The organism is Mycobacterium neumannii (assembly GCF_048452905.1).
GTDB classification, from domain to species: Bacteria; Actinomycetota; Actinomycetes; order Mycobacteriales; family Mycobacteriaceae; genus Mycobacterium; species Mycobacterium neumannii_B.
This window is the reverse complement of sequence record NZ_JBCGVF010000002.1, coordinates 80,989-94,880: the sequence shown is the minus strand read 5'-3', so window position 1 is coordinate 94,880 and position 13,892 is coordinate 80,989. Positions and strand designations below refer to the sequence as shown.

The 13,892-nt window shown below is 67.1% G+C and carries 14 protein-coding genes; 7 read left to right on the top strand and 7 right to left on the bottom strand.

Going from position 1 to position 13,892, the window contains the following annotated elements; genetic code table 11:
- Window positions 1-45: 45 nt before the first annotated feature.
- The gene (locus AAHH99_RS05060) at window positions 46-891 is read left to right on the top strand and encodes a patatin-like phospholipase family protein (RefSeq protein WP_418767689.1); all 846 of its coding nucleotides are present in this window, start codon (window positions 46-48) and stop codon (window positions 889-891) included.
- Here AAHH99_RS05060 and AAHH99_RS05055 read toward each other — a convergent pair.
- Both AAHH99_RS05055 and lpqV read right to left on the bottom strand, forming a co-directional pair.
- Window positions 888-1,886 carry a patatin-like phospholipase family protein gene (locus tag AAHH99_RS05055; protein ID WP_418767688.1) on the bottom strand — a complete coding sequence of 333 codons (999 nt, stop codon included), beginning with the start codon at window positions 1,884-1,886 and terminating at the stop codon, window positions 888-890. The genes AAHH99_RS05060 and AAHH99_RS05055 overlap by 4 nt on opposite strands.
- Window positions 1,887-1,928: 42 nt before the next feature.
- Window positions 1,929-2,354, bottom strand: coding sequence for a lipoprotein LpqV (gene lpqV, locus AAHH99_RS05050; protein WP_418767687.1), 426 nt, complete (start codon window positions 2,352-2,354; stop codon window positions 1,929-1,931).
- Window positions 2,355-2,617: 263 nt separating this feature from the next.
- On the opposite strand from lpqV, the gene AAHH99_RS05045 reads away from it, so the two are divergent.
- The gene (locus tag AAHH99_RS05045) at window positions 2,618-3,163 is read left to right on the top strand and encodes a cysteine dioxygenase (protein WP_418767686.1); all 546 of its coding nucleotides are present in this window, start codon (window positions 2,618-2,620) and stop codon (window positions 3,161-3,163) included.
- Window positions 3,164-3,165: 2 nt separating this feature from the next.
- Window positions 3,166-3,534, top strand: coding sequence for a rhodanese-like domain-containing protein (locus tag AAHH99_RS05040; protein ID WP_418767873.1), 369 nt, complete (start codon window positions 3,166-3,168; stop codon window positions 3,532-3,534).
- Here AAHH99_RS05040 and AAHH99_RS05035 read toward each other — a convergent pair.
- The 3 genes from AAHH99_RS05035 to AAHH99_RS05025 are packed head-to-tail and all read right to left on the bottom strand — an operon-like array spanning window position 3,531 to window position 7,086.
- Window positions 3,531-5,243: an alpha/beta hydrolase gene (locus AAHH99_RS05035; RefSeq protein ID WP_418767685.1), complete on the bottom strand. Its 1,713-nt coding sequence runs from the start codon at window positions 5,241-5,243 to the stop codon at window positions 3,531-3,533. The two genes, AAHH99_RS05040 and AAHH99_RS05035, sit on opposite strands and share 4 nt — an antisense overlap.
- Window positions 5,244-5,252: 9 nt before the next feature.
- The gene (locus AAHH99_RS05030; RefSeq protein WP_418767684.1) at window positions 5,253-6,038 is read right to left on the bottom strand and encodes an enoyl-CoA hydratase; all 786 of its coding nucleotides are present in this window, start codon (window positions 6,036-6,038) and stop codon (window positions 5,253-5,255) included.
- Window positions 6,031-7,086, bottom strand: coding sequence for an enoyl-CoA hydratase/isomerase family protein (locus AAHH99_RS05025; protein WP_418767683.1), 1,056 nt, complete (start codon window positions 7,084-7,086; stop codon window positions 6,031-6,033). The genes AAHH99_RS05030 and AAHH99_RS05025 overlap by 8 nt, the downstream gene beginning before the upstream one ends.
- 165 nt (window positions 7,087-7,251) lie before the next feature.
- Here AAHH99_RS05025 and AAHH99_RS05020 point away from each other — a divergent pair, with 165 nt between their 5' ends.
- The gene (locus tag AAHH99_RS05020) at window positions 7,252-8,109 is read left to right on the top strand and encodes a Bax inhibitor-1/YccA family membrane protein (protein ID WP_418767682.1); all 858 of its coding nucleotides are present in this window, start codon (window positions 7,252-7,254) and stop codon (window positions 8,107-8,109) included.
- A gap of 66 nt (window positions 8,110-8,175) precedes the next feature.
- Here the strand turns inward: AAHH99_RS05020 and AAHH99_RS05015 are convergent, their stop codons facing one another.
- Together AAHH99_RS05015 and AAHH99_RS05010 are read right to left on the bottom strand one after the other, a co-directional pair.
- Window positions 8,176-9,393, bottom strand: a complete 1,218-nt coding sequence (locus AAHH99_RS05015) for an acetyl-CoA C-acetyltransferase (RefSeq protein WP_418767681.1) — start codon at window positions 9,391-9,393, stop codon at window positions 8,176-8,178.
- Window positions 9,394-9,427: 34 nt separating this feature from the next.
- Complete coding sequence (locus tag AAHH99_RS05010; RefSeq protein ID WP_418767680.1) at window positions 9,428-10,390, bottom strand: SGNH/GDSL hydrolase family protein; 963 nt, start codon at window positions 10,388-10,390, stop codon at window positions 9,428-9,430.
- Between the two features lie 205 nt (window positions 10,391-10,595).
- Here AAHH99_RS05010 and AAHH99_RS05005 point away from each other — a divergent pair, with 205 nt between their 5' ends.
- The 3 genes from AAHH99_RS05005 to AAHH99_RS04995 all read left to right on the top strand — a co-directional run bounded on the left by AAHH99_RS05005 (window position 10,596) and on the right by AAHH99_RS04995 (window position 13,891).
- Window positions 10,596-11,657: an alpha/beta hydrolase gene (locus AAHH99_RS05005; protein ID WP_418767679.1), complete on the top strand. Its 1,062-nt coding sequence runs from the start codon at window positions 10,596-10,598 to the stop codon at window positions 11,655-11,657.
- Window positions 11,658-11,698: 41 nt separating this feature from the next.
- On the top strand, window positions 11,699-13,099 hold the full coding sequence (locus AAHH99_RS05000) for a cystathionine beta-synthase (RefSeq protein WP_418767678.1): 1,401 nt from the start codon (window positions 11,699-11,701) through the stop codon (window positions 13,097-13,099).
- A gap of 189 nt (window positions 13,100-13,288) precedes the next feature.
- Window positions 13,289-13,891, top strand: coding sequence for an RDD family protein (locus AAHH99_RS04995; RefSeq protein ID WP_418767677.1), 603 nt, complete (start codon window positions 13,289-13,291; stop codon window positions 13,889-13,891).
- Window position 13,892 lies beyond the last annotated feature (1 nt).

Sequence of the window (13,892 nt, the reverse complement as noted above, 5' to 3'; positions counted from 1 at the left end):
GGGGGCCGCGCGGGCGACGCCGCTCACCTGGCACACTCACGGGCTGTGACGAGACGTGCACTGGTACTGGCCGGCGGCGGCGTGGCGGGTATCGCGTGGGAGACCGGCATCCTGACCGGTATCGCCGACGAGTCGCCCGCGACCGCCGATGCGTTGTTGGCCTCAGACGTTCTGGTCGGCACATCGGCGGGTTCGACGGTCGCCGCGCAACTCGGGAGCGGCCTGGGCCTGCCCGCGTTGTTCGACCGGCAGACCGCGGCGTCATCGTCGGAGATCAACCCCGGCGCGGGGATCGAGACGATCACCCAGATGTTCCTCGACGCGATGACCGCTCCCGGCTCGAAAACCGAGAAAGTGCAGCGGATCGGTGCGATCGCGCTCGCCGCGGACACCGTCGCCGAGGACGTGCGGCGAAGGGTGATCGAGCAGCGACTGCCGTCGCACGACTGGCCCGACCGCGATCTACGCATCACCGCCATCGACACCGAGACCGGGGAACTGGTGGAGTTCGACCGCACCTCGGGTGTCTCGCTGGTCGACGCGGTCGCGGCCAGCTGCGCGGTGCCCGGTGTGTGGCCGCCGGTCACCATCGGGTCGCGCCGCTTCATGGACGGCGGCGTCGGTAGCACCGTCAACCTGGCCGTGGCCGACGATTGCGATGTCGTGGTCGCCCTGATCCCACAGGGCCTGTCGTCGCCGTCACCGTTCGGGGCGGGCGCCAGGGACGAGGTCACCACGCGCAACGCTTTCGGCGTGTTCGCCGACGACGAGTCGCTGGCGGCGTTCGGCGCCAACCCGCTCGACCCCGCGTGCCGGACACCGTCTGCGCATGCTGGACGCAGGCAGGGCCGCGGCGTCGCCGCTCAGATCGCCGAGCACCTCGGCATCTAATCCTCGGTCACGGTAGGTGTTCCGGGTTTGGTGTCGAACGCGTCCAGTGCGGCGGCCGCCAACTCGATACCGATGTCGATCACTTCGGCTGCGCGGTGGAATTCCAGGCTCCGACAAGCCGAACGGGGTACCTCGATGAGCATGTCGGGCGGATAACCGGCGAGCTGGTGCCGCGCAAGCGCGGCCTGCGCGATGTCGATCGTGCGGTTCATCACTTCGAAGCTGCCGAGCTTGGGCACCACGGACGCTTCCTTCGTCGCGTCGACGAGTTCCTCCTCGCTGTCTCCGCCCGCCGGATAGTCCTCCGGTGCCGCGCCGAAGCGGTTCAGCATCGCATTCGACTCGAACAGCGACGCGGTGCTGCGCCACACCCTCGCCAGCCACTCGGTGGTGGCGCGTTGACCCTGTCCTGCTGGTTCTACAGGTTCTTCGCTGCCGCCCGCCTCGCTGCCTGCCAAGGACACCGCGATGGTCAGGTCGGCGTTGACGGCTGCGATCGGCGCCATGGGCAGCGGTTCGAGAATGCCGCCGTCGGCGAGCAGGCGCCCGTCGAGCACATGCGGTGCGATCACCCCAGGGATCGCGATCGACGCTCGGATCGCGGCGTCCACCGGGCCCCTCTGGAGCCAAACCGACTTGCCGGCGATGAGGTCGGTTGCGACCGCGGTGTAGGGGATCGGCAGGTCCTCGATGCGCACCTCGCCGAGGATGTCGCGAACAGCGTCGAGGATCTTGGTCGCGCGCAGCACGCCCGCTGCGGTGATCGAGGGATCGAGCAGCCGCAGCACGGCGCCCTGGGTGAGCGACTTCGCCCAGTCGGAGAACTCGTCGAGCTTGCCCGCCGCGTGCAGCCCGCCGACGAGAGCGCCCATGGACGATCCTGCGATCCCGACGATCTCGTAGCCGCGGTCCTGAAGTTCCTCGATCACCCCGATGTGGGCGTAGCCGCGGGCGCCACCGCTGCCCAGCGCCAGCGCGACCCGCTTGCCAGCCATGCCGCCATTGTCGCCTGCCGGCGCCGGTTCTGGCCGCCGGTTTCAGGCGCAGAGGCCGTCGGCCGCCGCCTGCACGGCGACGATGACCGCGGCCTGACGCGGTGGCGGCAACTGCGTCCACGGTGTGTCGTATGTTCCGGGCCCCGCCGAATCCGTGGATTGCACCATGCCGAGGTAGGGCTCGATCTGTGACTTCGGGTCACCACCCTGTTCGTCCATCCACTGCCGCGCTGTGGCGCAGGCCGTGAAGTACTCCTCCTCGGTCGAGTCGGCGGGAGCGCCGACCGCGGTGGTGACACCGTCGGGGGAGACGGCGACCGAACCCGGTGCCGCGGTGGGTGTTTCCGAGCTGGTAGCCGTGGGCGTCGAGTCGGCCGACGGCTCGGAGGTGTCTTCGGTACCCGACGAGCATCCCGCGACGACACCCACCATCACTGCGGCCGCCGCGACACCGTGACGCATGCGCATGCCCGTCAATCTAGGCAACGGCTCGCCCGTGACCGACACCGGCTACACCGATCGGCGAGGTTGCGCTCACGGTGAATCTATCCGCCGACCCCGCAAACACGCGTCTGGCCTGCGACGACAGGCACCGAGCGTGCGGGACCGTCGCCTCCGGCCGGGTTGGAATGGCACGCCCATGCCAGGCTTGCCCTCATGACGACCGGACGCCAGGAGTGTTGTCGGCACTAGCGCCGCCCCTGCCCGTTTCCGGTTCTCTTGGAGCTTCCATGGCCTCCCCTGCAGTTCTGCCCTCTGCCGTACCCGCGGTGTCCGCACCGACGCGGCTGCGGCTGCCCGATCTGTTACTCGCTTCCGACCGCTGCGCCGACGATGTGCTCACCGGTCGCTACGACCCTCTGCTGCCTGCCGGCGGACCGCCTCGCGACGAACGGTGGTTCACTCGCCTCCATGGTGATGACGAGCTCGACATCTGGCTGATCAGCTGGGTGCCCGACCGGTCGACCGAGATGCACGACCACGGTGGCTCTCTCGGGGCCCTGACGGTGATCTCGGGCGCGTTGCGGGAGACCCGCTGGGATGGTGGCGCATTGCGGCGGCGCCGGCTGCACGCAGGGGATCAGGCCGCCTTCCCGCTGGGATGGGTGCACGACGTGGTGTGGGCACCCGACGGTGACACGTCGGCCCCGGTCACCCCGACGCTGAGCGTGCATGCTTATTCGCCGCCGTTGACCGCGATGTCGTATTACGAGGTGACGGAACGGAACACGTTGCGCCGCAATCGGACCGAGCTGACCGACGGACCGGAGGGGTGATCATCCAGAGTCGTATCGACCGGATCCTGGACGACGCCCGCGCTCGCCTGCACCGGTTGCCCGCGGCCGACGTGCCCGCGGCGTTGGACCGCGGCGCGATCCTAGTCGACATCCGCCCGCAAGCCCAACGCGCACGCGAGGGGGAGGTGGCAGAAGCGTTGATGATCGAACGCAACGTGCTCGAATGGCGTTGCGACCCGACCAGCGAGGCGCGGCTGCCACAGGCCGTCGACGATGACGTCGAGTGGGTGGTGCTGTGCTCGGAGGGTTACACCTCGAGCCTGGCGGCGGCGTCGCTGCTCGATCTGGGGCTGCACCGCGCGACCGACGTCATCGGCGGATACCACGCCTTGAAAGGCATTCTTGCCTAATCCTTCTCGTCACTGCTCAACAGCGGCCGCAGGCGTTCGGTCTTCTCCGGTGTCCAGCCCGGCGGCTGCAGGATCGCCGCCCACGCGTTGGCCACATCCTTGACGTAGACGTGGCCGTGCCCGTCGGGCACATCCACGGCCACGGCCATGTCCGCCGACACCTGGAGGAACGTCACCACGGGTATCCACTGCATCCGGCCGGAGACGTCGTAACCGCGTGGCTCCTTGAGCCAATCCGGTTCGGCGAACAGTAGATCCGGGTTGAACCACGCGATCGGGTCCGACGCGTGCTGCAGGTACACCACCCGCGGATCCCCCCAGGGGCCGTCCGGCCGGCTCAAATCCTGGGCGCGCGCGGCGAAGTGGACGTTCTCGCCGTCGTCGTAGATCGGCAGCCACATCGGCGAGCCGGGGTCGCGGTCACGGGTCAGCTGCGTCCAGATCGTGTTGTTGAACGTGGGGCCGCTGAACAGTGCTCCGTCCGTGCGGGCGATGAGGTTGTTGAGCGCCAGGAAAGGCGCTTCACCGCCGAATGATCCGAGGCTCTCCCCGAACACGACCAGGCGCGGTCGCTGCGCCTCGGGCATCTCCCGGATCAGCGCGTCGACGGCCTCGAACAGCGCCTGACCCGCCTGTCGTGCATTCTCCTTATCCACGAGGAACGACAGCCAACTCGGCAGAAACGAGTACTGCATCGACACGATTGCGGTGTCGCCGTTGTACATGTATTCCAGCGCAGAGGCTTCGGCTTCGTTGATCCAGCCGGTGCCGGTGGTGGTGGCCACGGCGACGACGTCGCGGTCCAGTCCGCCGGTGCGCTGCAGTTCGCGGGCCGCCAGCGCGGCGGTGGCCTTGATTCCGTCCGCGGAATGCAGGCCGGCGTAGACGCGGATCGGTTCGACGGCAGGCCGGCCGTTGAACTCCGTCAACTGCTCGACCGTCGGCCCCGCCGCCACGAATATCCGGCCCTGGTGGCCAAGGGATTCCCAGCTGGCCAGCGACTGGGGACCGCCGGACCGCAACGGTGATGTGGGCGCAGTGAAATCCGGGTCGGTCTCGTCGTTGACTGCCGCGAACGTGTTGTTGATCGTGCTCATCGCGAAGCGCACCACGATGCCGTTCAGCAGCGCGATGGTGAGGGCGATCAGCAGCACCACCACCACAACCGCCGAAACCCTCGGCGGTGCAACGCGTTCGAGTTGCCGGACCAGGAAGCGCACGAGCCTGCCGATCAGCTGCCCGATCTCGACGAGCACGAACAGCGTCACGACGGACAGCACGGCGGTCAGGGGATGATCCCAGAAGCCCATGCGCGGAACACCGTTGAGATCGCGGACCTCGTCCTGCCAGATGTGGAAGTAGACGATCATCAGGATCTGGCCGGTGACGCCGACGACCACCAAGGCGATCCAGGCCTGTCGCGGGGCGGGCGGGCTGCTGTCCTTGGACCGCATGTAGCGCACGAGCCACACCACGAAGACGCCGAGGCCATAACCGAAAGCGCCTGCGCCGCCGCTGACCAGCGCCTGGAACAGTGGACCCCGAGGGAGCAGCGACGGCGTCATCGACAGCCACAGGAACACCAGGCCCAGCGCGGTGCCGGTGAATGTGTAATTGCGCACCCACCACGGGGTGTCCTTGGACGTCTTGACCGGCTTCTCCCGCGGCTCTTCGACCGTGGTGTCGGTGTCGTCGCGGGTGTCGGTCACCACCGCAGATTAACGGTGGCGGAAGGCCGGTGGGCGCTTCTCGGTGAACGCGTTCATGCCCTCGGTCTGGTCGTCGGTCGCGAACGCCGAGTGGAACAGCCTGCGCTCGTACAGTAGGCCCTCGGCCAGGGTCGATTCGAAGGCACGGTTGACGGCCTCCTTCGCCATCCGCGATGCCGACAGCGACATGCCGGCGATGGTCTTGGCGACGGAGTTGGCCTCGTCGAGCAGTGTGTCGGCGGGCACCACCCGGGATACCAGGCCCGCGCGTTCGGCCTCCTCGGCGCCCATGTTGCGACCGGTGAGGATCAGGTCCATCGCCTTAGCCTTGCCGACGGCGCGGGTCAGCCGCTGCGAGCCGCCCATGCCGGGCAGCACGCCGAGCTTGATCTCGGGCTGGCCGAATTTCGCGGTGTCGGCGGCGATCAGCAGATCGCACATCATCGCCAACTCGCAGCCACCGCCCAGCGCGTAGCCGGCGACAGCCGCGATCGTGGGGGTGCGGGTGGCGGCGAACGAACCCCAGCCTGCGAAGAAGTCGCTAGCGAAGACGTCGGCGAACGACAGGCTCGCCATCTCCTTGATGTCGGCTCCTGCGGCGAACGCCTTCTCGTTGCCGGTGATGATGATGGCGCCGATCGCCGGATCGTTGTCCAATTCGGCTGCCGCGGAGGTGACTTCGTCCATCACCTGACTGTTGAGCGCGTTGAGCGCCTTCGGCCGGTTCAGCGTGATGGTCGCGACGCGGTCGTCACGCGTGACCAGAATAGTGGAGAAGCTGGTGTCGTCATTCATCTTTGAACTCCAGTTCGCGATCGGCCGGCGCGAAGTAGTCCTCGACGTCGGCTGTGGTGACCGCCGGCAACGAGGCGGGCGACCATTTCGGATTGCGGTCCTTGTCGACAACCTGGGCGCGAATGCCCTCGACGAAGTCGTGGGAGCGCAGGGCCCCGCACGACGTCCGGTACTCCTGGCGCAGCACGTCCTCGAGTGTGTCGAGCTTCGCGGCGCGGCGCAGCGCTTCCAGCGCGACGGAAACCGAGACGGGCGAGCGGCTCTCGATGAGATCGGCCGCCTCGCCGGCAGCCGCGTCGTCGTGACCGCGCAGGGCCGCGACGATGTCGAGGACGGTCTCACCGGCATAACAGCGGTCGATCCATTCGCGTTGACGCAGAAGGCCACTCGGCGGTGGCGCGACGGCATGGCCGGCCAGTGCGGCGTTGATCCCGTCCGCGAGAATTGCGGCCTTGAAGTCTTCGAGCTTGTCGTGGGGCACGAAGTGGTCGGCGAAGCCCATCGCGATCGCGTCGGCGCCGTCGAAGTTCGCGCCCGTGAGCGCGGCGTGGTAGCCGAGCAGCCCGGGTGCGTGCGACAGGATCAGCGTGCCGCCGACATCGGGAACGAAGCCGATGCCGACCTCGGGCATCGCCATCTTGGTGGTGTCGGTGACGACGCGCACGCTGCCGTGCGCGCTGACGCCGACGCCGCCACCCATCACGATGCCGTCCATCAGGGCGACATACGGTTTGCCGAACCGGCCGATCTGGGCGTTGAGCAGGTATTCGTCGTACCAGAAGGCGCGCGCTTCGCGCCCTTTCTCAGGCCCCTCGGCCCTCGCGCTGTGATAGAGCGCGACGATGTCGCCGCCCGCGCACAGGCCGCGTTCGCCGGCGCCGTCGACCACGACGGCGGTGACGGCGTCGTCATGGGCCCACTCAGCCAGCACGCGAGACATCACGGTGACCATGGAGTGGTTCAGCGAGTTGATGGCCTTGGGCCGGTTGAGGGTGATCAGGCCGACGCCGCGGTCAACGGTTACTAGGACATCCTCGTTTTCGCCCACGAGTATGCAATGTAGAACGTCGCCCGACCTGCGAATGCTTTGGGTAGGGTTTCTTGTGAACCAGCTGGGAAAGTGATCGGCGCGGCCGGGAACCGACCAGAGACATGATTCGTTGACGGTGTGTTCGCCGATTGACGATCGACATCATCAGGAGAGGAACCCACGGTGCGGGAATCCAGCAACCCCGTATTTCGATCCCTGCCAAAGTCGCAGGGCGGATATGCGCAGTTCGGTACCGGGGCCGCCGGCTACGGTACGCAGGCGGTTCACGCCGACCCCTATGTGACGCAGTACCCGGAGCAGCGCCAGGCCGGCGTTGCCCGCCCGATGACCATCGACGATGTCGTCACCAAGACCGGCGTCACGCTGGCGGTGTTGGCGGCCGTCGCGGTCGTCAGCTACTTCCTTGCGGCGATCAACCCGGCCATTGCCCTTCCACTGGCGATGGTCGGCGCGATCGGCGGCCTGGTGTTGGTCCTGGTGGCCACCTTCGGTCGCAAGCAGGACAACCCCGCGATCGTCTTGAGCTACGCGGGCCTGGAGGGTCTTTTCCTGGGCGCCATCTCGTGGGTGTTCGGTAGGAGCGTCGAGATCGCGGGCGGCAGCGCGGGTGCGCTGATCACCCAGGCGGTGCTCGCCACATTCGGCGTGTTCTTCGGCATGCTCGTCGTCTACAAGACCGGCGCCATCCGCGTCACCCCGAAGTTCACCCGCATGATCGTCGCCGGCCTGTTCGGCGTCCTGGTGCTCATGCTCGGCAACCTGGTGCTGGCGATGTTCGGTGTCGGCGGCGGCGAGGGCATGGGCCTGCGCGCCGGTGGTCCGATCGCGATCATCTTCTCGCTGGTCTGCATCGGCCTGGCCGCGTTCAGCTTCCTGATCGACTTCGATTCGGCCGATCAGATGATCCGCGCCGGAGCACCGGAGAAGGCGGCATGGGGCGTCGCGCTCGGCCTGACCGTCACCCTGGTCTGGCTGTACATCGAGATCCTGCGACTGCTGTCGTACTTCCAAAGCGAATAGCAGCTTGACGAGAAGGCCCGGCACGAAATGTGCCGGGCCTTTTCGTTTTCGCGGGCTTTTCGAGGGTCAGGACAGCCGCTCGATCACCATCGCCATGCCCTGGCCGCCGCCGACACACATCGTCTCGAGGCCGAACGTCTTGTCGTGGGTCGTCAGATTGTTCAGCAGCGTCGCGGTGATCCGCGCGCCGGTCATGCCGAACGGATGGCCCAGCGCGATCGCACCGCCCGAGACGTTGAGCTTGTCCTCGTCCATGCCCAGTTCGCGCGCCGAGCCGAGCACCTGCACCGCGAACGCCTCATTGATCTCGTAGAGGTCGATATCGCCGATCGACATCCCGGCGTTGGCCAGCGCTTTCTTCGTCGCCTCGATCGGGCCGAGACCCATGATCTCCGGCGACAGCCCGCTCACTCCCGTCGAGACGACGCGCGCCAGCGGCGTCAGGCCCAGCTCGCGAGCCTTGGTCTCCGACATGATGACCAACGCGGCGGCACCGTCGTTGAGCGGGCACGCGTTGCCGGCCGTCACGGTGCCGTTCGGCCTGAACACCGGCTTGAGTTGGCTGATCTTCTCGTAGGTGGTCCCGGCACGAGGGCCGTCATCGGTGGACACGACGGTTCCGTCGGGCAGCGTCACCGGGACGATCTCGCGCTCGAAGAAGCCGTTCTTGATGGCCTCCTCGGCGCGGTTCTGCGACCGAACACCCCAGTGGTCCTGGTCCTCGCGGCTGATGCCGGTGTACAGCGCGACGTTCTCCGCGGTCTGGCCCATCGCGATGTAGACGTCCGGCAGCAAGCCGTCCTCGCGCGGGTCGTGCCACTCCTCGGCGCCGGCGGCCGCCTGATCCGAGCGGCTCATCGCGTCGGCGAACAACGGGTTCTTGCTGTCCGGCCAACCGTCCGCCGTGCCCTTCGGGAACCGCGAAACCGTCTCCACGCCAGCCGAAACGAACGCATGCCCCTCGCCGGCCTTGATCGCGTGGAACGCCATGCGCGTGGTCTGCAGCGACGACGAGCAGTAGCGGTTCACGGTCGTGCCCGGCAGGAAGTCGTAGCCGAGCTGCACGGCCACCGCCCTGCCGACGTTGAACCCGGCCTCGCCGGCGGGCTGGCCGCAGCCCATGATCAGGTCATCGATCTCCCGCGGATCCAGTGCGGGCACCTTGTCCAGCACCGCGCGCACCATCTGCGCGGCCAGGTCGTCGGGACGGATGTCGACCAATGAACCCTTCGCGGCGCGGCCGATCGGCGACCGCGCGGTCGCGACAATGACGGCTTCAGGCATGGTGTCTCCTCGCATTGACGGCTATGAGGAGAACCTAGCTCGCGGACGCCACGATGGGTGCGGGGACCCCAGTCGACCGCCGCCACAGCCTGCTCAGACCGCCCACCCGGGCCAGCAGCGCGAAGCCCTCACCCGAGCGCGTCCGCCACGGCAGCTCCGGCGCCGCGCCACCGAGCCACTCGCTCAACGCATTACACAGCGCGGGCAGCAGTTGGTTGGCTGCCAGCGCATAGCCGGCGCCGGACGGATGGAACATATCGGGGGAGAACAGCACGTCGGGGGTGGACCGGAAGTGGGGCGCCAGCAGGTCGGCCAGCGGCACCGGAACCCCGCCCTCGGCAAGCACCGCGGCCGTCTGAGCCCGGGCCAGCCGCAGGCCGCGGCTGCGTGTCACCGCGCGCAGGGGCTGCGGTATCGCGGTGATGACACCGAAATCGGGACAGGTGCCCACCACCACGACGGCGCCCGCAGCCCGCAACCGGCGCACCGCCTTTCCCAGTCGTCGCGCCGACGGGTGGACGCCGTTGGGCCGGGTGATGTCGTTGGCGCCGATCATGATCACCGCGGCGTCGGGCGGGGGACCCGCCACGAACATCGCGTCGATCTGACCCGACAGTCCCTTCGACGTCGCCCCGACGATCGCCTTGGTACTCAGCCGGATTCGCTTACCGGAAACGTCGGCCAGACCTCTCGCGAGCAGAACCCCGGGCACCTCCTCGGCGGAGGTGGCTCCGTAACCGGTCGCGGTGGAGTCGCCGAAGACCATCAGATGCAGGTCAAACGGCACGTCACGGCGCCAGCGCTCGACGGGACCGCCGCCAGGTGCGTAGACACCGTCGGCGCGGGGCGGGATGTCCCACGCGTGCGGAATGACGCGACGAGCCTGATCAGCCTGCCCGATCAGCAGGTTGCGCGCCCCGATATAGGCCGAACCGACCGAGCCGAGCGTGGCCGCGGCTGCAAAGGCGATGGTGCTCGTCCGTCGTGGTGTGCCCACGTCGGCAAGTTTAAGTGGCTTTTTCGGGCTATCCGCGTGGCGAGAAGCGTTAAGGGGTCACATTGCGGTATCAACTCCGGTATCGAATATGACTCGCTGATTGTTGTAACCAACATAAGGTGTCAAGCTAAGACGCGAGCCACGTCCAGAAAATTAGGCGTGCTCGGCACCACGGCGGCTTGAAACGTCGGAGGGGGTGGTTGTAATGACCGCACCAAGCAAGGTTGGCCATGTTCGCCGACCAGGAGTATCGCCTGTTCACACGCGTAAACCGCGCAAGTTCCCGGTCAGTGACGGAGCGCCGGTGGAGGTCGTCGAAGACGGCCCGAGCCTCGGCGGTCGGCTGGCATCGCTCGCAGCTCTGCTAACTGTTCGACCTACGCTAGCTATCGGTAGCTACGCCCCGAAGCTGCCGTGGCCGTGGGGTGTTGTCGACTTCGTCTCACGCATCGCGCGGCCGGCGCCTGGCACCGTGCGGGCCACGATCTCTTTGCCGAAGTGCACCGCGCAACTCGTCCGGGCACCCGGCGTGCTGCCCGCGGACGGCAAACGCGGCGTCATCCTCTACATGCATGGCGGCGCATTTCTGACCTGCGGTGTCAACTCGCACGGCCGCCTGGTGCAGGCGCTGTCGGGCTACGCCGATTGCCCGGTGCTGGTCGTCAACTACCGGATGATCCCGAAGCACTCCGTCGGCATGGCGATCGACGACTGCTACGACGCCTACCAGTGGCTGCGCCTGCACGGCTATCAGCCCGACCAGATCGTCCTGGCCGGCGACTCCGCGGGCGGCTACCTGGCGCTCGCCCTGGCCGAACGCCTGCAGCGCGAAGGCCTCGAGGGTGAAGTGCCTGCCGCGATGGTGACGATGTCGCCCCTCTTCGAGATCGACAACGTGGCGCGGGCCAACCACCCGAACATCCGCACCGACGCGATGTTCCCGCCGCGGGCGTTTAACGCGCTCGTCGACCTGATCGAGGATGCGGCGCTGCACGGTCGAAAGGATGGCAAGCCCGAAGAGGTCTACGAGCCGCTCGACCACATCGAACCAGGTCTGCCCCGCACGCTGATCCACGTCTCGGGCTCCGAGGTGCTGGTGAGCGATGCGCGCAAGGCCGCGCGGCGCCTGGCTGCGGCCGGCGTGCCGGTCGAAGTGCGCGTCTGGCCAGGGCAGATGCATGTGTTCCAGATCGCGGCGCCGATCGTGCCCGAGGCGAAACGCTCGTTGCGCCAGATCGGCGACTACATCCGCGAGGCCACCTGGTAGCCGACCTGGTGACGGCGGGAGTCGCCTGACACGATGGAGTCATGCGGATCGCCCGGCACGTCAGTGAGCTCATCGGCAATACCCCCCTGGTACAGCTGAACTCGGTTGTTCCGCCGGGGGTGGGCGTGGTCGCGGCCAAGATCGAGTATCTCAACCCCGGCGGCAGCTCAAAGGACCGCATCGCGATCAAGATGATCGACGCTGCCGAGGCCAGCGGTGAGCTCAAGCCCGGCGGTACGATCGTCGAACCGACGTCGGGGAACACCGGGGTGGGACTGGCACTGATCGCCCAGCAGCGAGGCTACAAGTGCATCTTCGTCTGCCCTGACAAGGTCGGCGAGGACAAGCGCAATGTGCTGCGCGCATACGGCGCCGACGTGGTGGTGTGTCCGACCGCGGTGCCACCAGACCATCCCGACAGCTACTACAGCGTGTCCGACCGGCTGGTCGAAGAGATCGACGGCGCGTGGAAGCCGGACCAGTACGCCAACCCGATGGGACCCGAGTCGCACTACGAGACCACCGGCCCTGAGATCTGGGCCGACACCGACGGCAAGGTCACGCATTTCGTGGCGGGCGTGGGCACCGGCGGGACCATCACCGGCGCCGGTCGCTACCTGAAGGAAGTGTCCGACGGCAAGGTGCGGGTCATCGGTGCCGATCCGGAGGGTTCGGTGTACTCCGGCGGGTCCGGGCGGCCGTATCTGGTGGAGGGCGTCGGCGAGGACTTCTGGCCCAAGGCCTACGACCCCGCGGTGCCCGACGAGATCATCGCGGTTTCGGATGCCGATTCGTTCGAGATGACGCGCAGGCTGGCGCGCGAAGAGGCGCTGCTCGTCGGCGGATCGTGCGGTATGGCAGTGGTGGCCGCCAACAAGGTGGCCGAACAGGCCGGCCCCGACGCGTTGATCGTCGTGCTGTTGCCCGACGGCGGAAGAGGCTATCTCGCAAAGGTTTTCAACGACGACTGGATGTCGTCGTACGGCTTCCTGCGCAGCAGGATGGACGGGTCGGTGGAGGAGTCGACGGTCGGCGAAGTGCTGCGCGGCAAGTCGGGGGCGTTGCCGGACCTCGTGCATACGCACCCGTCGGAGACCGTTCGCGACGCCATCGGGATCCTGCGCGAATACGGCGTCTCACAGATGCCCGTCGTCGGTGCCGAACCGCCGGTGATGGCCGGGGAGGTCGCGGGCAGCGTGTCCGAACGCGAACTGCTCTCCGCGGTCTTCGAGGGACGGGCCAAGCTCGCCGATGCGGTGGCCGAGCACATGAGCCCACCGATGCCGCTGATCGGCGCCGGCGAACTGGTCAGCGCCGCAGCGAAAGAACTTCGCGAGTGCGACGCGGTGATGGTGGTCGAAGAGGGTAAGCCCGTCGGCGTGCTGACCCGCCACGACCTGCTCGGTTTCCTGTCCGACGGAAGCAAGCGCCGGGTTCGCTAGCGCCTCATCGTCATCGGGCAGTCGACGCCTGGCAAACAACCCGCCAGGGTCTCTCGACGCGATGTCGGCCGCACGGTTCCTGGCTTTCGGTAATGGCAGTGTGTTTCGCACAGAAATCCCTGCACAAAGCCGCTTCTCGGGTAGATTAGGCACGCTTGATCCCAGCTAAGCCATTGACTGGAGCCGTCCATGAGCGATGAACCGCCGCCTCCGGCAAGCGGTCCTTCGTCACCGGACGGTTCGCGGGGCGGCGACACTCCGCCGCCGCAAATGGTGACCAGCTATCCACCTCCAGCGCAAACGGTTCAAGCACTGCCGAGAGAGGCTTACACGCCCTGGTTCACCCGCGTGTTGGCGTGGCTGATCGATAACATCCCCACGTTCCTCATCCTCGGCATCGGCTGGTCCGTGTTACTCGCAACGCAGGAAACCACCTGCGTGACAGAGTTTTCAGAAATCGACGTGCGTGAGATCTGCGTGATGGAGCCGTCGATGCTGGGACAAGCGTCGGCTTCCTTCATCGCTCCGATTCTCGTTCTGGCATACGTGATCTGGAATTACGGTTACCGACAGGGCACCACCGGCTCCAGCATCGGCAAGTCGTTGCAGAACTTCAAGGTGGTCAGTGAAAAGACCGGGCAGCCAATCGGTTTCGGTATGTCTGTCCTGCGGCAACTGGCGCATACCATCGACGCCGCGATCTGTTATATCGGTTATCTTTTCCCGCTGTGGGACGCCAAACGGCAGACCATTGCGGATAAACTCATCAGCACCGTCTGCTTACCGTTGTAGT